The sequence below is a fragment of the Rhizobium sp. 007 genome (genome assembly GCF_015353075.1).
Classification (GTDB): domain Bacteria; phylum Pseudomonadota; class Alphaproteobacteria; order Rhizobiales; family Rhizobiaceae; genus Rhizobium.
Window position 1 is genome coordinate 1,851,409 of record NZ_CP064187.1, and the last position, 19,129, is coordinate 1,870,537.

Genomic DNA, 19,129 nt, shown 5'->3' on the forward strand with positions numbered 1-19,129 from the left:
CGCTCATGCAAACGCCCTGCATCCACGTATGCTCGATCGATCCCGCAACCGGCTTTTGCACGGGTTGCGGCCGCACGCTTCAGGAGATCGGCAACTGGATGTCCTATTCGGATGAGGAAAGGCAACGCATCATGACTGTCCTTGCCGCGCGCCTCTTTGCCGAACCGGCGGCCCTGGTCCGCGAGGCGGCCGCAATGCCGGAGCACCGTTCATGAACCGGCTCGGGCTCTTCCTTCTGATCCTCGCGATCGGCCTTGCGGTGCTCGTCTACAACCACGACAGCGACCGCGTGCTCGGCATGAACATCGACGATTTCGGGCGCATGGTCTATCTCCTGCCGATCGTGCTGATGCTGTCTGCCGGCATTTGGGCAAGCCGCCGCAGCGCCGGCGAAACCATGCGCAACCTGATGATCTGGCTGGTCATCATCCTGGCCCTCGCAACCGTCTATCTCTACCGCCAGGACCTGTTCGGCGTCGGCAACCGCCTGCTTGCCGGCCTCGTGCCTGGCCGTGCCGTCGTCGTCACCACCAGCGAGGGCAGCAGCGAGATCATCCTGCACAAACTGCTGAACGGCCATTTCGAGGCCGACGTCTCCGTCAACGGCCAGACGATCCAGATGCTCGTCGATACCGGCGCCAGCATGGTGGCCCTGTCGCATGCGGATGCCGAGCGGATCGGTATCATCCCTGAAAACCTCACTTATTCGATGACCGTCATGACGGCGAACGGCCGCGCCCGCGCCGCGCCCGTGACGCTCGACCGCATCGCCATCGGCCCCATCGTGCGCACCGACGTCGCCGCCAGCGTCGCCGAAGACGGCGCGCTCGACCAGAGCCTGCTCGGCATGAGCTTCCTCCAAACGCTGGGTTCCCTGCAGATGCAGACGGACGAGCTCAGGATGCGCGACTAGGCTGCAATAGCAGCAACAGGGCGCGCTTCGCCTCATTGCCACGGCCACGTATCTTCGGTGACGACAATGCACCACGCATAGCCAACGGGGTATGGTAAAATCGTGGATGCCTATTCGGCGATCGGCACATCCGGTCCGCGTTTCAGCTTGACTCACTCATACCTCTACGGCTATACGTAAATCAATAGTCAACGGGGTATGGATCCCAAATGTCGAACGATCCCGATATGCTCTTCAGAACGCTCGCCGATCCGACCCGGCGAGCTCTCTTCGAGCGGCTGTGCCGCGAGGGAGAAAAGACGGTCGGGGCCTTGACGGCCCGGGCCGGGGTCTCACAGCCGGTCGTCTCAAAGCATCTGGGGGTCCTGAAGCAGGCCGGGTTGGTGCGCGACCGACACGAAGGCCGCCATACGCACTATAGCGCGCAACTCGGCGCCCTGGCCCCGCTGATCGACTGGACAAGCCAGATGGCGGGCTTCTGGCAGAGCCGGTTCAACGACCTCGAAGATCTGCTCAAAAGGATGGACCAATGAACAAAGCCGCGACCGAATCGCTTTCCGTCATTGTCGAACGGGAGATTCCTTTTCCGCCGGAAAAGATCTGGCGCGCGCTCACGCAACCACACCTGATCGAGGAGTGGCTCATGAAGAACGACTTCAAGCCTGACGTAGGCCACCGTTTCAATCTTCGCGGAGACTGGGGCGGCGTGCTGGACTGCGAAGTCCTCGCCGTCGAGCCGAACAGAACACTATCCTACACTTGGAATTTTGCGCACAATGATGCAGCCTTTAATCTGCAGAGCGTCGTGACCTTTACGCTCACCCCAACGAGCACGGGGACCCACCTGCGCATGGAGCAGTCGGGCTTCCAGCCGGATCAGAAGCAGGCTTACGGAGGCGCAAAGGCAGGGTGGCAGCAGTTCTTTGCAAACCTGGAGCAGGTCTTGACGCGGGCAGACTGATGTTTTCCGTGTTGCGCTTCGGCTGATACTCAGAGGAGGTCCCATTGAACTGGAATTATTGGATTCGGCAGTTCCACCGCTGGCTGTCTATCGCCTTTACGGCGACCGTGATCGCCAACTTCGTCGCGATGGGATTGGGAGAACCTCCCGGCTGGGTCGTCTACTCGCCACTGCTGCCGCTATTCTTGCTCCTGTTTAGCGGTCTCTACATGTTCGTGCTGCCTTACGCCACGAAGTGGCGCAGCGCGCGAAGCGTCAGCGGGGAGGCATGAACACAATGGACCGCAAGACGCCCAGGAAGTCAGCGAAGGCCGCAAACGAGGCCACAGCCAAACCGGCCTCCACAGAACCAGTCCTCCTCTCAGGCGGCAACCCTCAGATCGCCAAGGGTTACGGCGACGCCCCCGTGCAGACCTACGTCGCGGCCATGCCGGGCTGGAAGAGCGGCGTCGGGCGCCGCCTCGACGCGCTCATCGAGCGCACCGTCCCCGGCGTGGACAAGGCGGTCAAATGGAACTCGCCCTTCTATGGTGTCGAGGACCATGTCTGGTTCCTCAGCTTTCATTGCTTCACGAAATACGTGAAAGTGACGTTCTTCCGCGGCACATCGCTTCGCCCTCTTCCGCCCGGCCGATCCAAGCACAAGGACGTGCGCTATCTCGACATCCATGAGGACGAACTGGACGAAGCTCAGTTCGCCGACTGGGTGAAGCAAGCCAGCCAGTTGCCCGGCGAACGACTGTGAGCGACCACCATGATGAAAGCGACAACCACCATGAAGACGAACGCCGTGAAGGAAGCAGAAGCCTCTCCGTCTCAACTGATCGATGCGAAAGTAGCGGCGCTGGGCGATTGGCGGGGCGAGACGCTCGCCCGGCTGCGAAGCCTCATCAAGAAGGCCGACCCCGAAGTGGTCGAGGAGGTAAAGTGGAGAAAGCCCTCGAACATGTTAGGGGTTCCCGTGTGGGAGCACGCCGGCATCATCTGCACCGGCGAGACCTATAAGAATGCCGTGAAGTTGACCTTCGCCAAGGGAGCCTCCTTGGAGGATCCCTCAGGCCTCTTCAACTCCAGCCTCGAAGGCAACACGAGGCGCGCCATCGATTTCCATGAGGGCGACGAGATCGATGAAAAAGCGTTGGAGGCGCTCATTCGCGCCGCTGTGGCACTGAACACCTCGCAGAAGGCACCCAAGAGCGCTTGAGGAGCGGCGCATAGCGTCGCGCCCGGCTCTATATTCTTCAACCCATGGAACCTTGCGTCCCGCATCTGGGTTGAAAGGATTGAAAGGAGGCGCTGGCCATGGATAATCCCTCGAAGCAACTCGCGGACGAATATATACGCCTGGGCGGCCATCGCCGGGCGGTGATCGACGATAACATCGTATCCACACGCTGCTGGGAAAAAGATACGCCCGAGGCCGCACAATTCTGGAAAGACCGTATAGACACCCTGGATGCCGCCAACCGCAGGCAGGTCGTATCCTTCCTGCCGACAATCAACAGGATCTGATCGCCGGCCGGCACAGTCTTGCAAAGGCGGCCGATCATGTCGAACAGCGCCAAGACCGGCAGCACGGACGCGTTTAACTGGCATCAGCCGCACACGCTTCGGTAAATCGGTCGAAAGCCAAGCGCAGATCGATGATGCTGCGAAGGAAGCTTCCGCAGCAGCGGGCGATGGCGGAGCGCTCAATGTCTATCGCCTGGTCCCGGTCGCCGCCGCCAACGATCTAAACTGGCAAAATTCACCCGCACAGGGCGAGATCGTGGTCGAAGCCCGCACGGCAGGCGATGCCAGCATCGTCGCCGCAAGCTGCGAACTCGATTCTCATGGAGGTCGATTCAGCGCCGCCGAAGACGTTACCACGATGAACGCCAGCGCCTTCCGCAACGACAAGCTCTATACCGTCGTCGAGATCGAGCACGGCAGGCGCTTAGAGCGCGGCGTTATCGAAGGCGACATCGCCGTCGACAACATCCGCCCGGCGCAGGCCTGACTCAGTTCCGCAGCCGATATCCCGTCTTGAAAATCCAGCCAAGTGTCGCAAGGCAGATCGCCAGGAACATGGTGATCATCCCAAGGCTGAGCAACGGATTGACGTCGGCGATGCCGTAGAAGCTCCAACGGAAACCGCTCACCAGATAGAGCACCGGATTGAAGTGGCTGACGGCCTGCCAGAAGGGCGGCAGCATGTTGATCGAATAGAAGCTGCCGCCAAGGAAGGTCAGCGGCGGCACCACGAGCATCGGGATCAGGTTCAACTGCTCGAAGTTGCCTGCCCATATGCCGATCATGAAGCCGAACAGGCTGAAAGTGACCGCCGTCAGCAGGAAGAACAGGATCATCATGAAGGGATGCTCGATCCTGACCTCCACGAAGGCATTGGCCGTCAGAAGGATAATGAGCCCGATCAGCAGCCCCTTGGTGGCCGCAGCTCCCACATAGCCGAGCAGGATCTCCGTCATCGCAACCGGCGCTGACAGCACCTCGTAGATCGTGCCGGTGAATTTCGGAAAATAGATGCCGAAGGAACCGTTGCCGATGCATTGCCCGAGCAGCGTCAGCATGATGAGCCCCGGCGTGATGAAGGCGCCGTAGGAAACGCCTTCCACCTCTTGGATGCGCGAGCCGATCGCCGCGCCGAAGACGATGAAATAGAGCGAGGTGGAAATCACCGGCGAGAAGACGCTCTGCAGCAGCGTGCGGCGCGTGCGCGCCATTTCGAAGAAATAGATCGACTTGATGGCTTCGAAGTTCATTTCGTGCCTCCCACGAGCGCCACGAAGATATCCTCGAGCGAACTCTGCCGCGTCGAAAGATCCTTGAAGTGGATGTTCTGCGCCGCAAGCCGGGTGAGCAGCGCGGCGATGCTCTCCTGCTCGCTATGCGCATCGAAATCGTAGATCAACCGGTTTCCGTCGGGTTCCAGCGACAGGCCGTTTCCGGAGAAACATTCGGGCAGCTCGTCCAGCGGTTCGGCAAGCTCGAGGATCAGCTGCTTGCGGCCGAGCTTGGTCATCAGCGCGGTCTTGTCTTCGACCAGCAGCAGCTTGCCGCCGTTGATCACGCCGACGCGGTCGGCGATCTCTTCGGCCTCTTCGATGTAATGCGTCGTCAGGATGATGGTGACGCCGGACTCGCGCAGCCTTTCCACGACCCGCCACATATCCTTGCGCAGCGTCACGTCGACGCCCGCCGTCGGCTCGTCGAGGAAGAGGATCTCCGGCTCGTGGCTGAGTGCCTTGGCGATCAGCACGCGCCGCTTCATGCCGCCGGAAAGCTCCCGCAGCATATTGTCCTTCTTGTTCCACAGCGAAAGGTCGCGCAGCACCTTCTCGATATGCGCCGGGTTCGGCTTCTTGCCGTGCAGCCCGCGGGAAAAGCTCACCGTATTCCAGACGGTCTCGAACTGATCCGTCGTCAGTTCCTGCGGCACCAGCCCGATCATCGTCCGCGTCGCCCGGAAATCCTTGACGACATCGTGCCCGGCGACCAGCACTTGGCCGCTGCTCGGATTGACGATGCCGCAGACGATCGAAATCATCGTCGTCTTACCCGCGCCGTTCGGCCCGAGCAGGGCCAGGATCTCGCCCTTCTCGACATCGAGATCGATGCCTTTCAGCGCCTCGAACCCGTTGGCGTAGCTTTTTGTGAGGTTTCGGATGGAAATGATGGGTGCCATTGCGGATTTCTTGAGTATTTCCTCGTTTTTCGTCCGCTATATAGCCCCTTTGTTACACTTTGACATCCTGCCGGCGCTGAACAGACTATTCAGCGAAAGCATCTTTATGCGTAGATGCTGATGAGGAACCGCGCCGCAGTGACGATCAGGAAGATGCCGAAGCCGATCTCCAATTGACGCTTGCTCATCCGGTGGGCGAGCCGCGCGCCGATCGGCGCGATATACATCGTCAGCGGAATAATGAACACCACGGCGATCCAGTTGATGAAGCCGGTCGAAAACGGTGGCAGGCCCGATACACCCCAACCGGCCCAGACATAGCCGAACAATCCGGGCAGCGAGATCAGCACGCCAACGCCTGCAGACGTCGCCACCGCCTGGTGCATCGGCCGCGAATAGAGCGTCATGAAGGTATTGTTGAGAACGCCGCCGCCGATCCCCATCAGGCCGGAAAGAATACCGATGCCCGTCCCGACCAGGAACTTGAATGGATTACCCGGCAAGTCGCTGCCGAGCCGCCAGCTCGCGCGGTTGAAAATCATGCGGAAGGCGACGAGCAGCGCGACGGCTGCAAAGATCAATCGCAAGGTCACGCTCGACGCTTCAGAGGCAATCACCGCCGCGATAATCGCGCCGAGCGGCACGGCGATGATCCAACCGCTCAGGAGCTTCTGGTCGACCGCCCCGTGACTGCGATGCGCCATATAGGACCTGAGCGACGTCGGAACGATGATCGCAAGCGAGGTGCCGACCGACAGGTGCATGCGCACCGCCTCCGGCACATCGAGCCAGCCGAACACCTGATAAAAGACTGGAACGAGGATCGCGCCGCCGCCGATGCCGAAGAGACCGGCAAGCAGGCCCGCAACCGCGCCCGCAGCCGCCAGCATCAGTGCAAAAAGGGCAAGCTCCGAAACAGCCGGCATCGCGATCTCCCCACCTTCCAAGCAGGCCGGATCACGGAAAAGAAAATCAGCCGCAGGTTTTATTTGTCATCAAGCGGTGATCTTCTTCGCAGATAAGAAGTGTCGAGGCAAGCAACGGCTTCCGCGCCGCCGCCCATTCCTTTGCGGAACCGTTTCCAGGGCGCTCGTTACGTCCGATTTTCGCTGCCTCGCGTATAGTAAGCAGTCATTGCCAGTCACGAAATCCTAAGAATCCGGCCTCGCGTTCCCCTGCCCGGCCGGCCCAGCTTGAGCCGGCTCCTGGGCCGGCTTTCTTTTTTCGTCTAAAAGCATCCGATTCCTGCCATACCGCAGTGAAATTACGCATGCCTCAGGATATTCACCAGGCGGCCGAAAGGGTCGCGCACGTAAAACCGCCGCACCCCCCAAGGCTCGCTCGCCGGACCATATTCCACCACGATACCTTCGCGGATGACCCGCTGATAGACCTCATCGAGATTGTCGACTTCGATAGAGAGGTCGGGCACAGCCGTTCCGGAGCCACCTTCGGTCGCAAAGCTGACCTGCGGCCCCGCGCTCGCATCCGCCGCATAAGTTACGATCCATCCATGATCCATGACGACATCCATGCCGAGGATGCCTTGATAGAAAGCCTTGGCGGCTTCTATATCGGAAACCGCAATGTTCGCGACAATGCGTTTGACGGTCATGTCGTCCTCCCTGGTAGCGTGCCATGGGACAATACTTACGGTCGCAATGGTGGGATGTAATTTGGTCGCCTATGCGGCAGCCGGTCAGCTAAGCTGCCTCTAGTGGGCAACGTCTGCGTTTTGGCGCAAAGCGGAAGGGTTTGTTTTTCCGACGATGGCTGATCTCGGTTAAAATCGTACAGCGTGGGGCCTCAGTAATTTTACCTCAACAACAGATCGATCCGGTGTCGGATTGGCAAAGCCTCGTACGTCCTTAGGATCGTTAATTCCATCAATTCAAAAGGATCACGACCATGCCGAACACCATACGCTTGCATCGCGTCCTGGCAACCAGCCCGGAGAAGGTCTATCGCGCGTTTCTCGAAGCGGATGCGCTCGCCAAGTGGCTCCCCCCTAACGGCTTTACCTGCACTGTGCATCACTTTGAACCGACAGTCGGCGGAAAGTTCAAAATGTCCTTCCGGAACTTTACAACGGGCAAAAGCCACGCATTTGGTGGCGAATATGTCGAGCTCGCCCCAGGCGAACGCCTGCGCTACACGGACAAATTCGACGACCCCAACCTGCCTGGCGAAATGGAAGTCGCTGTGACCTTGAAGAAAGTTTCGGTCGGGACCGAGCTGGAGATAACGCAGGCAGGCGTGCCCGACGTTATTCCACCAGAGGCGTGTTACCTCGGTTGGCAGGAGTCGCTGCGAAACCTGGCACGGCTCGTCGAGCCGGAGATCAATGAGTAGCACTCAGGATCGAGCAAAGGTTGTCGGGATCGGATCGCGTTGACGATCTTCGCGATCCGGTCTGAGAATACGCTTTAAGTCGGCATTGCCAATGCGAGCGCTCCGCCTGGCTCTTGGCGCCAAGCTGCCATCCGCTACCCACCTGCCCCGCATCGGTCGCCCACCAGGTTTAATTGCAATAAACCCTGCCGCCTTTGCGGGATCTGAGATCGAAGTGAAAATGGTTCCAGTGCTCCGGGTTGCTGCCGGGACCGAGCACGGTGTTGAAATACCGGCAGCTGTCGGAGCGCACGGCCTTGAGTAGCCTGCCCTCGCGGAACGAGAAGAGGCCCTTCCTGCGCACGTCGATCTGGTGGCCGTTCTTCAGCACGAACTTGCCGACGTCGATCGCGTTGCCGCGTGCGTGTTCGGACATCGGATTGTATCTCTGGCGGCTGTTGTTCATGCGCCGGCAGGAATAGCCGCCGAGCGGCTGGATCGTCTTGACGCCAGACCAGTAGCGAAAGCGGGCCGATGGCGCGAGTTCGTTCTTCACCCATTTGGCGAAGGCAAGCGTCACCTGGCAGTTCAGCGTCACCGCAGGCCTCACGCCGATATTGCCGGAAAGCCCCTGCAGCGAGACCGGATAAGGCACCTGGCAGGACGGGCCGTCGTTGATCGCCGGCTTATCGGTGAAGATCACGCCCATGCGCTTCAGCTCACGGCGGCAGGCAAGCTCGGAGGCCGGCATCACGTTCGGGTCCGGGGCGACGGGCCGGCTCATCATCGGGTCGTTCGGCCTGAGCATCGCCACTTCCTGGCTCTCGTCCTCTTCGGGAACGCGCGACGGCTCGATCACCGAACTGCCGTCGTTCCACACGGGGGCACGGCTCATCTCGGTTTGTGCGGCGGGCCGCGGCATTGCCGTCCGGTTCAATTGCGTCGGATTGTCGGTGCCGATCCCGTCGACCACAGGTTCAGCCGAATTTCCTTCGGCGATCTGCATCTGCTGTTCCTGCGCCAGCCCGACGACGGGTTCCGCGCCAAGCTCCGCATCCATGTTGACGCCACCGGAAGGCACTGCAAGCTGCTGGGTGCCGCCCCAGTTCCGCGGCTGCCCCTGCCCTTGCGCCAGTCCCTCATCGCTGTCGATCATCGGCAGCTTCTTCGGCATCGGCTGGCTGCCCGCGCGCGCAGAATGCCCGGCGCCTGCAAGGTTCGGCGTGTCGAGATAATCGATCGAGCCTTCCGTGTTTGAAACCGGTGCGTTGGAAACGGGATAGGAGGGCTGGGCATCGGCGGGCGCCATGCGCTTCGCGCCTTGCCCCGGCATAGGCGAGATCGAACTCACCTTGGTGCCCCGGTCGATGCTTGCCGGCGGTATCATGCCGTCGCTGATGGAACAGGTCGCGAGGGTGGTGGATATCAGGACCGGCAGCGCGACGCGCCGCAAAAGGGAGGTAGACACAATACTCTCCATCGCTCCCGCAGCCCTGCTTGCATTGAAGAATTTGACTCGAATTTAGCTAAAAACGATGAATGAAAGCTTACCCTTGGGAGTGGAGCCGGGCGAGCCCGGCTCCACTGCTGATCAAGCTGCGTGCCGTGCGTAATGCTGCGACGTGCGCGAGCCGAGGCGGAACTTGGCAAGCAGCGTACGAAGCTGGCTGCTCTCTTCGGCAAGCGTCTGGCTCGCCGCCGTCGTCTCCTCCACCATGGCAGCGTTCTGCTGGGTCATCTGATCCATGTGGTTGACCGAGGTGTTGATCTCGTGGAGGCCCGTTGCCTGCTCGCGCGCCGCGGTGGCAATTGTATTCACATGGTCGTTGACCTTGTTCACCAGCGTCTCGATCTCGACCAGAGCATCGCCCGTCGAGCGAACCAGCGCCACGCCGGATTCGACTTCCGCCGCCGAGTTGCTGATCAGCGTCTTGATCTCCTTGGCGGCGTTTGCCGAACGTTGCGCGAGTTCACGAACCTCTTGCGCCACGACCGCAAAGCCCCGGCCGGCCTCGCCTGCGCGTGCGGCCTCGACACCGGCATTCAGCGCCAAAAGGTTGGTCTGGAACGCGATCTCGTCAATCACGCCGATGATCTGGCCGATCCGGCTGGAGGAGTCCTCAATCCGGCTCATCGCGCTAACGGCATTCCGCACGATTTCGCCGGATTTTCCAGCACTCGCCTTGGTCTCGGCGACCATCTCGCGGGCTTCGGTCGCCCGTTCGGACGCGGTCCGCACCGTTGCGGTAATCTCATCGAGTGCGGCTGCCGTCTCTTCGAGAGCAGCAGCCTGCTGCTCGGTGCGCTTCGACAGATTGTTGGTAGCCTCGCTGATACCCGATGCGTTGTCGTTCACGACATTGCTCGATTCGGCGATCGCCTGGATGACGTCGTTGAGCGCGCCGACGGCGGCATTGAAGTCGGTGCGCAGCTTTGAATAGTCCTCGCCGAGATCGCCGATCGAAACCGTGAGATCGCCTGCTGCAAGCTTCTCGAGGCCGGCCCCCAGCGTCTGCATCGCGTGGTTCTGGCGCTCGGCTGCGGCGCGCAGGCTCTCTTCATTGCCGCGGCGTTCGCCGTCGATCTCGCGCTGGCGCTCGTCTTCACGGGCACGCATTTTGGTGCGGTCGAGCATCGAGTCGCGCAATACCAGCAGGGCCTTTGCCATGTGGCCGATCTCGTCCCGCCGATCGCTGTCGGAGACTTCGACCGCCCCGTTCTCGCCTGCGATCTCATGCATCGCCGCGCCGATCCGTGCGACGGGTGCGGTAACGCTCTTGACGATCGCATAGGCGACGGAAACGATGATCGCAGCTCCGATCGCGCAAAGGATCGCCGTCCAGATCGCATTCTGCCAGTAGAGGGCTGCAAGGTCGTCGGAATAGACGCCGGTGCCGACGATCCAGCCCCAGGGCTCGAAGCCAGCGACGTGCGAGTATTTCAGGACGGGCTGTTCAGCACCTGGCTTCGGCCAATAGTAGTCGACAAAACCCTCGCCACGGGCCTTCACGACATTGACGAATTCCATGAATAGGAATTTGCCGGCCGGGTCCTTGTTCTGCGAAAGGTCGGTGCCGTTCAGCTCCGGCTTGATCGGATGCATCACCATGACCGGGTGCATGTCGTTGATCCAGAAGTAGCCGCTGCCGCCGTAGCGCATGGCAGCGATCACGTCTTTCGCCGCCGTTTGCGCCTCATCGCGCGTCAGCGTGCCGGCCTGTTCCATCTTGTAGTATTTCTGCAGGATGTTGACCGCCGTCGCATCCATCTGCGCAAGACCGGATTTTCTTTCCATTTCCAGTTCGGAATAAGAATAGTTCAGAAAGAAAACCATCGTCGCCACAAAGATCGCCAGCGTCAGGCCGACGAGACAATAGAGACGCGTTGATATCTTGATGTTACGCATGAATTCCCCCGGCATTCCCATGCAGAATCGATCTTTGAATGATGAGGGGGATCCATTACTGGACGGTGAACTAATATTAGAGTGAGGCGACATAACGTGACGGAAGGTGGATGCCGGCGGTCCGGCTCCCGTTGCAACAATCTGAATTATCTTAGAATTTTATATTAAAGAGATTTATTTCAGTACCGGCGACGCCTAGCGCACAAACGCCGGCCGTTTGCGTGTTCATTTCGCTTGCGCTTTGCATTACCGTGCGGGCGGAATCGAAACCGCAAACATCACGAAGTAGGACCATGACCGAAACCCCGAAGCCGAAAGGCGAATTGACGCTCCGCACGCTTGCCATGCCTGGCGACGCCAACCCCGCAGGCGATATCTTCGGCGGATGGGTCATGGCGCAGATGGACCTGGCGAGCGGCATCCGCGCCGCCGAACGCGCCAGGGGCCGCGTGGTCACCGCCGCGGTCAAGGAAATGGCTTTCCAGTTGCCGGTGAAGATCGGCGACACACTTTCGGTCTTTACCGACATCGACCGCGTCGGCCGCACCTCGATCACCCTCTGCGTCGAGGCCTGGGCGCACCGTTCGCGCTACAACAAGATGGAAAAGGTCACGGCCGGCACCTTCATCATGGTGGCGCTCGACGAAAACGGCGCGCCGAAGCCGGTCCCCGAGGAGTGACATCGTGCAGGCGGCGGCGACACCGGAGGTCTTCGTTTATATCCGCGCCATAATGGCGATGGTCATCGGCCTCAGCCTCACCCGCCTGCTCACGGGTCTCGCCGGCATCGTCCAGTCGCCTAAGAAACACCGCGTCTACCACGTCCATCTCGGTTGGGTCGCGTCGATGTTCCTCTTCATCATCCATTTCTGGTGGTGGGAGTATCGCCTCGGCTCGCTGGTCGTCATCACCTTCGGCGTTTACCTCTTCCTCATCAGCTTCTGCTGCCTGTTTTATTTCCTTAGCGTCCTGCTCTTCCCGACCTCGATCGAGGAGTATGGCGACTACGAGGACTATTTCATCTCCCGGCGCACATGGTTCTTCGGCATGCTGGCGCTGACCTATGCCGTGGACCTCGGCGATACCTGGCTCAAGGGCCAGGCCTATGTCCATGCGCTCGGCCGTGAATATCTCATCCGCAACCTCGCCTATATCGTCCTCTGCGTCGTCGCGGCTTGGACGCGGAACCGCCGCTTCCACATCGCCTTCGTCAGCCTCGGCCTGCTCTATCAGATCAGCTGGATCTTCCGGCTCTATGATGTGCTTGGGTGAGGTATGCTTAGGTCTCCGTCTCACCCGTAAGCGGGAGACTTCATCTTTTATGGCGGCAATTGGTTCCATCCATCCTCATTGCTGTGCCGGTCGCAGGAATCCAGCCACCTGCGCAGTTCGGTAGAAGTGCCACCAGCGGCAGCTTCCTTTCTTGAAGTCGATCGACGTGTCCGAAGGGTAGCTCACCAAGACTCCGTCACCACGCGGTTTATGAGTGTTCCAGGTGTCGGATACGCGACGGCATTGAGCTTCAAGGCTGCAGTCGACGACGATCCGGGCCGCTTCAAAAGCTCGCGGACCGTGGGAGCCCGCTTCGGGCTCCCACCGCGGCGTTTCCAGTCAGGTGAGAAGGACAATCCCGGCCGTCCTCGAATGCTGCGACGCTCTGCGCTGCCGCCAACGAGGGAATTTTGCGACAGAGATTTCCTAAAAATTCAGCACCGTCGGTTTTTGGCGCGAAAATTAGGAATTTCGCTGCACGGCATGTCGTATTGGGGTGGATTGCAGTCGTTGGTTTGTCAAACCTGAGCTAGCAATATCTCGGTCAGAGCCTCGGGCTCCAGCCGTGCTACATTGTGCCCGCAATCGAGGGCAAAGGTCGACCACTCCGGCTCGCCGTTTAAGCGTTGATAAAGGTCAAGGAACGGACTTCCTTCCCATCCAAATGCGCCGATGAAGGTCTTGCGCGGCACTTCACGCCAACGTCCGCTGAGATTGATTGATTGGAGAAACGTCCCAATCGGATGCGGTCGGCATCGCGGGTCAAGATTGGGAGGCGGCGCGCAAGTTAGTCCGTCAGCCTTCGCGCCCGCGACGAAGACATCTCGAAAACGAGGCGTCGTCAGGGACCAGACAGAGTCACCGGAATCAGGCACATAGGCGTCTATATAGACCAACGCCCGGATTTGCGATGCCGCAGCATCAGCTGCGCCGCTCACGACCATCCCGCCGTAGGATTGTCCAACAATCACCAGGTCGTCGCGATGCGACTTCACAGCACTAACGACCTCATCTATGTGATCTTCAAGATTGGCCGTTGGGGCGGGAGCATCGCCGAGCCCCGAAAGAGTGATCGGTAAGGCTTTGTGCCCGTGCGCAGTAAGTATATCTGCCACCTTTTGGTAGACCCAACCGCCCTGCCAGCCTCCGGGTATAAGGATAAAGGTGGCCATATTGTTCATCCCTGATTTTGACGCCTACGGAGCTTCGACACCTCTTTCGCCGAAATTAAGACCACTGTGCCGGCTGACTGTGCTGAGTGTCCATAAAGGCGCCGAAAGCGGTTATTGACCTTTCGCAGAAGTCCCCGATTAAAACGACACTTGTTTTCCTGACTTTTACGACATCGCAGATAGGGAATTCTGCAACGGTCGCAATGGCCGCTCTTGGCGCGCAAGGCGGCCGAGGCTGCCTGTCGGCCCGAGGCGTTTGGCCTGCGCAAGACGAGAGGTTAAAAAAGAGCAGCGATTTTGATCATGATGTCGGATCGGGGGCGGCTGGTGCGTCATCGTATCATCAGGTCGGGCTCTCGATCTGAAGGACAACGACCAGGAGAACGACGCGATGTCTAAGAACACCATTTGTCTATGGTACAACAAGGACGCTGAGGAAGCCGCTTGCTTCTATGCCGACACCTTCCCAGACAGCAAGATCGGAGCCATCATCCGCGCGCCCGGCAAATACCCCGACGGAGAAGAGGCAGACGTGTTGGTCGTCGAGTTCACGGTGGCGGGTGTCGCGTGCATCGGATTGAACGGCGGCCCCACATTCAAGCACAGCGAAGCCTTCTCATTCCAGATCAGCACCGAGGATCAGGAAGAAACAGATCGCTATTGGAACGCCATCGTCGGCAATGGCGGTCAGGAAAGCGAATGCGGCTGGTGCAAGGATAAGTGGGGAATATCCTGGCAGATCACACCTCGCATTCTAATGGACGCGCTTGCAGCAGGTGGCGAACAAGCAAAGCGCGCATTCGACGCGATGATGACGATGAGGAAAATCGACGTAGCTGTGATCGATGCGGCACGAAAAGGGAATGACGCGCTATGACCACCGAGAAGATCAAAGGACCTGCTTCCTATTTTCCATCAATCGAGAAGAAATACGGCCGTCCTATCGATGACTGGCAAGAGCTCGTGCGAAAGCACTATCCTGCGAAGCACATGGAACTTGTCGGTATGCTGAAGAGCGAACACGGAATGGGCCACGGTCATGCAAATGCGGTCGTGGCGCACACTCTCGCGGAAGACAAGCAGCCAGCCTCTTAAACGGAGTGTGGTGCGAGGCGAAACGTCTTGTCTGCTTCCGGCCCCATTGCGGACCCTTATTGCCTCCGGCGCAATTCACAGAGATTGCGCCGGGGACGAGACAGGCGCGAAGCACTCGTCTTCAACATGGATGGGAAGCATTGGGCCGCCGCCTACGCTGCCGGGGGACGATATCGAATCGACTTCGCCTTTTCCAAGGCTTCGATCGTATCCTCGACGCTGAGGAGGACAGTGGTCTCAACAGAGCTGAGCGCGCCTCCTGCGCCGATAGCAAGCGCGACAGCCGCCATCGATACGTTATCAGGCGCCTCCCACAGATTCCAACCATCATGCTCGCCAAAGGCGTACCAGAACCCATGGAGCTTTCCGCCCACGGATTCGATATAAGTACGTGCCGCCTCTCGGCGATCCTCGGGGTTTTCGATCATGCGCGCCCACGTTTCGGGCGTGTAGCTGAAGCGCGTGAGATACATGGCCATGGTTTACCTCCTCCGTCAGAACAACAGTTAACGCTCAAGCCGGGGAGAACGCCAGTCATTTCCAATGTGCGGAACAGGCCTCCCTGCCTGTTTGGTTCGCAAAGAGGCAAAGTATGGCACGTGTCGCGAGAGCGAGGGGCAGGATGTCGCGGGAAGCCGCCTTACATTCATTGAGGACGTCATAACTACGGGAGGAGCGGTACCCGACTACCGGATGGCAGCCGAAGAAAGGGCTCAAGTTCTTGCAGTTGTCTTGCCGGGCGTGGTCGTTGGGCCCGAGCCTCCCCTTCTCAGCATCCACGATGCCGACTTGGAGAATGCGCAATGTGGCGTGGCGTCCCGGTGCCTTGTGAGTTCGAGCGGCGACCGCCTCATTTTCTCGACACGCCCTCCGATGCCATGTTCGACACTGGCATCATGAAACCTTTTGATTTTTACGCCGTTGTCGTGCGTATGACCGACGCTAAATTCAATCCGAAATCGGTCGACGGCACCAACCCGCACGGTGCCGAGACGTCGCGCCAAGAGAAGGCATCGACTGTGGAGGTCGCGCCGCCCCCAAATGTCATCGAACCCGATACAGAGTTGACCCCTGAGGAGGCCGAGCAGGCGCGCAAGAGATATTTGCTAACGCGCTTCTGGATCAGCGCGCGCGGTTACTGGGGCCGCGGCGGCGACAGCCTCGCTTGGCCGTGCTCAATCGGGCTATTGACCCTGATCGGCATCAATGTCGGCTTCCAGTATGGAATCAATGTCTGGAACCGCGCAATTTTTGACGCCATAGAGCAACACAATGCCCGCACCGTATATTTTCTGAGCGCCGTATTCCTGCCACTGGTGCTCGGAACCGTCGTCCTTGTCGTTGCACAAGTCGCCCTTCGTATGACGATTCAGCGCCGCTGGCGTTGCTGGCTCACTACCGCAGTCATCGCGCGCTGGCTCGCAAACGGCCGTTACTATCAGTTGAACCTCATCGGCGGCGACCACAAAAACCCCGAAGCGCGCGTCGCGGAAGATTTGCGGATTGCCACCGAATCACCCGTCGATTTCATCGCGGGTGTCATTTCCGCATTTCTGTCTGCCTCGACCTTCATCGTGGTGCTTTGGACCATCGGCGGAGCCCTCAGTCTGACAATCGCAGGTTCGACCGTCACTGTTCCTGGCTTCCTTGTCATCACCGCGGTACTCTATGCCGCGATCACATCGAGCTCGATGGCGGTCATCGGCCGCCATTTCGTCCACGTCTCTGAGGTCAAAAATCAGGCGGAAGCCGAATTTCGCTACACGCTGACGCATGTACGGGAAAACGGCGAGAGTATCGCATTGCTCGGCGGTGAAGAGGAGGAGCGTAACGACGTCGAGAAGACGTTCGCCAAGGTGCTCAGGCAATGGGCGCTCCTTGCGCGCCAACACATGCGCACAGCGCTTGTGTCGCAGGGATCGAGCTTGTTTGCGCCAGTCGTGCCGGTTTTGCTTTGCGCTCCAAAGTTTCTCGAAGGCAGCATGACCCTTGGACAGGTGATGCAGGCTGCCTCTGCCTTCGCCATCGTTCAAAGCGCGTTCGGATGGCTGGTCGACAACTACCCCCGTCTCGCCGATTGGAACGCCTGTGCACGCCGCATCGCTTCGCTGATGATGTCGCTCGACGGGCTCGAGCGCGCGGAACAGAGCAACGCCTTGGGACGCATCAAGCGCGGTGAAACTGAAGGCGATACGATGCTCAGCCTGAACGATCTCTCCGTGTCGCTTGACGACGGCACTGCAGTGGTCAAGGAAACCCAGGTCGCGATCGAACCCGGCGAGCGGGTGCTCGTAGCCGGAGAATCCGGTTCAGGCAAGAGCACGCTCGTGCGGGCCATCGCAGGTCTTTGGCCGTGGGGTGACGGCAGCGTCAATTTCCACGCCGACAGACGACTGTTCATGTTACCGCAACGGCCCTATATCCCTTCCGGGACGCTTCGCCGTGCGGTCGCCTATCCCCGCGCCGCCGATAGCTGGACGCTGGATGAGATCAAGGCGGCCCTCGAGAAGGTGGGACTTGATTATCTGAACGACAAGATCGAGGAGGACGCGCCATGGGACCAGACGTTGTCGGGTGGCGAAAAGCAGCGGCTCGCCTTTGCGCGTCTCCTGCTACACACTCCCGATATCATCGTGTTGGATGAAGCAACGTCAGCACTCGATGAGAAGAGTCAGGACAAGATGATGGAGATGTTGATTTATGAATTGCCGAAGGTCACCATCATAAGCGTAGCGCATCGAGCTGAGCTCGAAGCCTTCCATAGCCGCAAGATCACATTGGAGCGGCGCGAGGGCGGCGCAAAGCTTGTCAGTGATATTGATCTTGTCCAGCGCAAGAGAAAACGGAACTTGCTGTTGCGCCTTTTGGAGAACCGGCGCTCCCCACCGAAAGGACGCACGACCTCGAGTAACGCGGCGCTGCCCCAGAATAGAAATTGAAGTCCGCCTTCCTTTGTTGGCGCAAAGAGAGCCTCCCTGCGCTCAATGCCGGGGCGGGCTGGATGCCGGTGACAAGCACAGGCATGAGCGAAGGCAATAGGCATACCTCCGTGGGCATCGATTGCAGCAACAAACCCCGGCAGGAGCTAAGGACTCCTAACAACCTAACGCACGGCCTTCATCACGCCTTCAAAAACTGCGAGCCCTTGTCGAAGCTCAATCCGGGGAAAATCTTGCCCGTCAGGTCCCCGGCCGTCACGTCGAACTGCCGGTAGAGCATCGCGGCGGCAATCTCGCGCACGTCGGCCGTCGGCATCAGGTCGCGGTCGTCGAGCAGTTGGCCGGCGCCAATGCCGGGCCATTTACCGAGAATGCGTCCGCCATGGATCGCCCCGCCCGCCAGCACCGCGCAGCCGCCGGTGCCGTGGTCGGTGCCGCCGGAGCCGTTCTGACGCACGGTGCGGCCAAATTCCGTCATCGCCAGCACCACGGTCTTCGACCAGACCTCCGGACCGAGCGTCGCTTTCAGTGTATTGATCGCCTGTGACAGATCCTCTACCGGCCGTTTGAACTGCCCAGTCTGTGCCACATGCGTATCCCAGCCGGTGATCGAGAAGCTCGCGATGCGGTAGTCGCCCTTCAGCATATTGCCGGCGAGCGTCGCAACGTCGGCGATCTTCTCGCCGCGCTTGCCGTCCGGCTCGGTGATCATCGCCGCATTGTTCGCGCGCGTCGCCTCTTCCATCGCCTTGGCAAAGGCCGGATCGCCGGCATAGAGCCGCATCAGGAACTGCATCTCGTCCTTCGCCGTTCCGAGATTGGAATCCGAGGCCCAGACGTCGACATTGTTCGGGCCCGAAAGGATCAGCTCCGTCGAGGTATTCACGTCGATCGCCTTGCGGGCATCCGAGCGCGGGATCACCGAAAGCGCCCGGTTCAGCCAGCCGGTCTTCTCCTCGGCCACATGTTCGCCGCCCGATTCCAGCATGTCCTGCCCGTCGAAATGGCTGCGCTGGTCGCGATAGGGCGTCGAAACCGCATGCACGAAGGCAAGCTCCCTTCTCTTCCAGAGCGGCATCAGGTCGGCCGCCGCCGGATTGAGCCCGAAATGCCCGTCGAGGTCGAGAAGCCCCTTGTCCGGCGTCAGCGCCAACGTCGGCCTCAGCGCCGCAAAAGCTGCGTCGCCGTAGGGCTGCACGAGGTCGAGGCCGTCCATCGCGCCGCGCAGCACGATGGTTACGAAGCGGTTGTCGCCGGGCATGGCGGCGAAGGTGACCGGCGTGAAGATCGGAACGGCAGCAAGGCAACAGGCGGAAGCGAGAAAGCCGCGGCGGGAAAGCGTAATCTCGGTCATG

At 60.0% G+C, this 19,129-nt stretch carries 23 protein-coding genes and 2 pseudogenes; 16 read left to right on the plus strand and 9 right to left on the minus strand.

Annotated elements, in window-relative coordinates:
* The first annotated feature begins 5 nt into the window (after window positions 1-5).
* The 9 genes and pseudogenes from ISN39_RS09375 to ISN39_RS09415 all read left to right on the plus strand — a co-directional run bounded on the left by ISN39_RS09375 (window position 6) and on the right by ISN39_RS09415 (window position 3,873).
* On the plus strand, window positions 6-215 hold the full coding sequence (locus tag ISN39_RS09375; protein ID WP_074068513.1) for a DUF1289 domain-containing protein: 210 nt from the start codon (window positions 6-8) through the stop codon (window positions 213-215).
* Window positions 212-913: a TIGR02281 family clan AA aspartic protease gene (locus tag ISN39_RS09380; protein WP_194729865.1), complete on the plus strand. Its 702-nt coding sequence runs from the start codon at window positions 212-214 to the stop codon at window positions 911-913. Before ISN39_RS09375 ends, ISN39_RS09380 begins: the two co-directional genes overlap by 4 nt.
* A 209-nt stretch (window positions 914-1,122) precedes the next feature.
* Window positions 1,123-1,446, plus strand: coding sequence for a metalloregulator ArsR/SmtB family transcription factor (locus ISN39_RS09385; protein WP_074068517.1), 324 nt, complete (start codon window positions 1,123-1,125; stop codon window positions 1,444-1,446).
* Window positions 1,443-1,874, plus strand: coding sequence for an SRPBCC domain-containing protein (locus tag ISN39_RS09390; RefSeq protein WP_194729866.1), 432 nt, complete (start codon window positions 1,443-1,445; stop codon window positions 1,872-1,874). Before ISN39_RS09385 ends, ISN39_RS09390 begins: the two co-directional genes overlap by 4 nt.
* 44 nt (window positions 1,875-1,918) lie before the next feature.
* The gene (locus tag ISN39_RS09395) at window positions 1,919-2,146 is read left to right on the plus strand and encodes a hypothetical protein (protein ID WP_194729867.1); all 228 of its coding nucleotides are present in this window, start codon (window positions 1,919-1,921) and stop codon (window positions 2,144-2,146) included.
* A 5-nt stretch (window positions 2,147-2,151) separates the two neighbouring features.
* Window positions 2,152-2,619 carry a DUF1801 domain-containing protein gene (locus tag ISN39_RS09400; protein WP_194729868.1) on the plus strand — a complete coding sequence of 156 codons (468 nt, stop codon included), beginning with the start codon at window positions 2,152-2,154 and terminating at the stop codon, window positions 2,617-2,619.
* A gap of 9 nt (window positions 2,620-2,628) precedes the next feature.
* Window positions 2,629-3,078 carry a DUF1801 domain-containing protein gene (locus tag ISN39_RS09405; RefSeq protein WP_194729869.1) on the plus strand — a complete coding sequence of 150 codons (450 nt, stop codon included), beginning with the start codon at window positions 2,629-2,631 and terminating at the stop codon, window positions 3,076-3,078.
* A 98-nt stretch (window positions 3,079-3,176) separates the two neighbouring features.
* Window positions 3,177-3,386: a hypothetical protein gene (locus ISN39_RS09410; protein ID WP_052451528.1), complete on the plus strand. Its 210-nt coding sequence runs from the start codon at window positions 3,177-3,179 to the stop codon at window positions 3,384-3,386.
* Window positions 3,387-3,422: 36 nt separating this feature from the next.
* Window positions 3,423-3,873 (plus strand): annotated as a pseudogene (locus tag ISN39_RS09415) (hypothetical protein).
* Window position 3,874: 1 nt separating this feature from the next.
* On the opposite strand, the gene ISN39_RS09420 reads toward ISN39_RS09415, so the two are convergent.
* From ISN39_RS09420 to ISN39_RS09435, 4 genes are all read right to left on the minus strand, one after another.
* Window positions 3,875-4,636: an ABC transporter permease gene (locus tag ISN39_RS09420; RefSeq protein WP_074061487.1), complete on the minus strand. Its 762-nt coding sequence runs from the start codon at window positions 4,634-4,636 to the stop codon at window positions 3,875-3,877.
* On the minus strand, window positions 4,633-5,559 hold the full coding sequence (locus ISN39_RS09425) for an ABC transporter ATP-binding protein (protein WP_074068527.1): 927 nt from the start codon (window positions 5,557-5,559) through the stop codon (window positions 4,633-4,635). The genes ISN39_RS09420 and ISN39_RS09425 overlap by 4 nt, the downstream gene beginning before the upstream one ends.
* A gap of 104 nt (window positions 5,560-5,663) precedes the next feature.
* On the minus strand, window positions 5,664-6,485 hold the full coding sequence (locus ISN39_RS09430) for a sulfite exporter TauE/SafE family protein (protein ID WP_194729870.1): 822 nt from the start codon (window positions 6,483-6,485) through the stop codon (window positions 5,664-5,666).
* A gap of 338 nt (window positions 6,486-6,823) precedes the next feature.
* Window positions 6,824-7,174 carry a VOC family protein gene (locus ISN39_RS09435; RefSeq protein ID WP_074068530.1) on the minus strand — a complete coding sequence of 117 codons (351 nt, stop codon included), beginning with the start codon at window positions 7,172-7,174 and terminating at the stop codon, window positions 6,824-6,826.
* A 293-nt stretch (window positions 7,175-7,467) separates the two neighbouring features.
* Here ISN39_RS09435 and ISN39_RS09440 point away from each other — a divergent pair, with 293 nt between their 5' ends.
* On the plus strand, window positions 7,468-7,911 hold the full coding sequence (locus ISN39_RS09440; protein ID WP_074068533.1) for an SRPBCC family protein: 444 nt from the start codon (window positions 7,468-7,470) through the stop codon (window positions 7,909-7,911).
* A 169-nt stretch (window positions 7,912-8,080) separates the two neighbouring features.
* On the opposite strand, the gene ISN39_RS09445 is transcribed toward ISN39_RS09440, so the two are convergent.
* A complete protein-coding gene (locus ISN39_RS09445; protein WP_194729871.1) occupies window positions 8,081-9,370 on the minus strand; it encodes an extensin family protein in 1,290 nt (429 codons plus the stop codon).
* 111 nt (window positions 9,371-9,481) lie between these two features.
* Entirely contained in the window at window positions 9,482-11,296 is a 1,815-nt protein-coding gene (locus ISN39_RS09450; protein ID WP_074070295.1) for a methyl-accepting chemotaxis protein, read from the minus strand.
* A gap of 293 nt (window positions 11,297-11,589) precedes the next feature.
* Here ISN39_RS09450 and ISN39_RS09455 point away from each other — a divergent pair, with 293 nt between their 5' ends.
* From ISN39_RS09455 to ISN39_RS36205, 3 genes and pseudogenes are all read left to right on the plus strand, one after another.
* Entirely contained in the window at window positions 11,590-11,976 is a 387-nt protein-coding gene (locus ISN39_RS09455) for an acyl-CoA thioesterase (protein WP_074068537.1), read from the plus strand.
* 4 nt (window positions 11,977-11,980) lie between these two features.
* Window positions 11,981-12,568, plus strand: a complete 588-nt coding sequence (locus ISN39_RS09460) for a hypothetical protein (RefSeq protein WP_194729872.1) — start codon at window positions 11,981-11,983, stop codon at window positions 12,566-12,568.
* 204 nt (window positions 12,569-12,772) lie between these two features.
* Window positions 12,773-12,925, plus strand: a pseudogene (locus tag ISN39_RS36205) (transposase); the annotation flags it as partial.
* Window positions 12,926-13,086: 161 nt separating this feature from the next.
* On the opposite strand, the gene ISN39_RS09470 reads toward ISN39_RS36205, so the two are convergent.
* Window positions 13,087-13,740: an alpha/beta fold hydrolase gene (locus ISN39_RS09470; protein ID WP_194729873.1), complete on the minus strand. Its 654-nt coding sequence runs from the start codon at window positions 13,738-13,740 to the stop codon at window positions 13,087-13,089.
* A 391-nt stretch (window positions 13,741-14,131) separates the two neighbouring features.
* Here ISN39_RS09470 and ISN39_RS09475 point away from each other — a divergent pair, with 391 nt between their 5' ends.
* Complete coding sequence (locus tag ISN39_RS09475; RefSeq protein ID WP_194729874.1) at window positions 14,132-14,617, plus strand: VOC family protein; 486 nt, start codon at window positions 14,132-14,134, stop codon at window positions 14,615-14,617.
* The gene (locus ISN39_RS09480; RefSeq protein ID WP_092587333.1) at window positions 14,614-14,835 is read left to right on the plus strand and encodes a DUF4287 domain-containing protein; all 222 of its coding nucleotides are present in this window, start codon (window positions 14,614-14,616) and stop codon (window positions 14,833-14,835) included. Before ISN39_RS09475 ends, ISN39_RS09480 begins: the two co-directional genes overlap by 4 nt.
* A 152-nt stretch (window positions 14,836-14,987) precedes the next feature.
* Here ISN39_RS09480 and ISN39_RS09485 read toward each other — a convergent pair whose 3' ends face one another.
* Window positions 14,988-15,314, minus strand: a complete 327-nt coding sequence (locus ISN39_RS09485; RefSeq protein ID WP_074068548.1) for a GYD domain-containing protein — start codon at window positions 15,312-15,314, stop codon at window positions 14,988-14,990.
* A 453-nt stretch (window positions 15,315-15,767) separates the two neighbouring features.
* Here ISN39_RS09485 and ISN39_RS09490 point away from each other — a divergent pair, with 453 nt between their 5' ends.
* Window positions 15,768-17,774, plus strand: coding sequence for an ABC transporter ATP-binding protein/permease (locus tag ISN39_RS09490; RefSeq protein ID WP_194730140.1), 2,007 nt, complete (start codon window positions 15,768-15,770; stop codon window positions 17,772-17,774).
* Between the two features lie 181 nt (window positions 17,775-17,955).
* Here ISN39_RS09490 and ISN39_RS09495 read toward each other — a convergent pair whose 3' ends face one another.
* The gene (locus tag ISN39_RS09495; protein ID WP_194729875.1) at window positions 17,956-19,128 is read right to left on the minus strand and encodes a DUF1501 domain-containing protein; all 1,173 of its coding nucleotides are present in this window, start codon (window positions 19,126-19,128) and stop codon (window positions 17,956-17,958) included.
* Window position 19,129: the final 1 nt, after the last annotated feature.

Bases quoted from the DNA above. Each gene is read 5' to 3' on its own strand.
- ISN39_RS09375 (WP_074068513.1), top strand. From the start codon at position 6: ATGCAAACGCCCTGCATCCACGTATGCTCGATCGATCCCGCAACCGGC.
- ISN39_RS09380 (WP_194729865.1), top strand. From the start codon at position 212: ATGAACCGGCTCGGGCTCTTCCTTCTGATCCTCGCGATCGGCCTTGCG.
- ISN39_RS09385 (WP_074068517.1), top strand. From the start codon at position 1,123: ATGTCGAACGATCCCGATATGCTCTTCAGAACGCTCGCCGATCCGACC.
- ISN39_RS09390 (WP_194729866.1), top strand. From the start codon at position 1,443: ATGAACAAAGCCGCGACCGAATCGCTTTCCGTCATTGTCGAACGGGAG.
- ISN39_RS09400 (WP_194729868.1), top strand. From the start codon at position 2,152: ATGGACCGCAAGACGCCCAGGAAGTCAGCGAAGGCCGCAAACGAGGCC.
- ISN39_RS09405 (WP_194729869.1), top strand. From the start codon at position 2,629: ATGATGAAAGCGACAACCACCATGAAGACGAACGCCGTGAAGGAAGCA.
- ISN39_RS09410 (WP_052451528.1), top strand. From the start codon at position 3,177: ATGGATAATCCCTCGAAGCAACTCGCGGACGAATATATACGCCTGGGC.
- ISN39_RS09420 (WP_074061487.1), bottom strand. From the start codon at position 4,636: ATGAACTTCGAAGCCATCAAGTCGATCTATTTCTTCGAAATGGCGCGC.
- ISN39_RS09425 (WP_074068527.1), bottom strand. From the start codon at position 5,559: ATGGCACCCATCATTTCCATCCGAAACCTCACAAAAAGCTACGCCAAC.
- ISN39_RS09430 (WP_194729870.1), bottom strand. From the start codon at position 6,485: ATGCCGGCTGTTTCGGAGCTTGCCCTTTTTGCACTGATGCTGGCGGCT.
- ISN39_RS09435 (WP_074068530.1), bottom strand. From the start codon at position 7,174: ATGACCGTCAAACGCATTGTCGCGAACATTGCGGTTTCCGATATAGAA.
- ISN39_RS09440 (WP_074068533.1), top strand. From the start codon at position 7,468: ATGCCGAACACCATACGCTTGCATCGCGTCCTGGCAACCAGCCCGGAG.
- ISN39_RS09445 (WP_194729871.1), bottom strand. From the start codon at position 9,370: ATGGAGAGTATTGTGTCTACCTCCCTTTTGCGGCGCGTCGCGCTGCCG.
- ISN39_RS09450 (WP_074070295.1), bottom strand. From the start codon at position 11,296: ATGCGTAACATCAAGATATCAACGCGTCTCTATTGTCTCGTCGGCCTG.
- ISN39_RS09455 (WP_074068537.1), top strand. From the start codon at position 11,590: ATGACCGAAACCCCGAAGCCGAAAGGCGAATTGACGCTCCGCACGCTT.
- ISN39_RS09470 (WP_194729873.1), bottom strand. From the start codon at position 13,740: ATGGCCACCTTTATCCTTATACCCGGAGGCTGGCAGGGCGGTTGGGTC.
- ISN39_RS09475 (WP_194729874.1), top strand. From the start codon at position 14,132: ATGTCTAAGAACACCATTTGTCTATGGTACAACAAGGACGCTGAGGAA.
- ISN39_RS09480 (WP_092587333.1), top strand. From the start codon at position 14,614: ATGACCACCGAGAAGATCAAAGGACCTGCTTCCTATTTTCCATCAATC.
- ISN39_RS09485 (WP_074068548.1), bottom strand. From the start codon at position 15,314: ATGGCCATGTATCTCACGCGCTTCAGCTACACGCCCGAAACGTGGGCG.
- ISN39_RS09490 (WP_194730140.1), top strand. From the start codon at position 15,768: ATGACCGACGCTAAATTCAATCCGAAATCGGTCGACGGCACCAACCCG.
- ISN39_RS09495 (WP_194729875.1), bottom strand. From the start codon at position 19,128: ATGACCGAGATTACGCTTTCCCGCCGCGGCTTTCTCGCTTCCGCCTGT.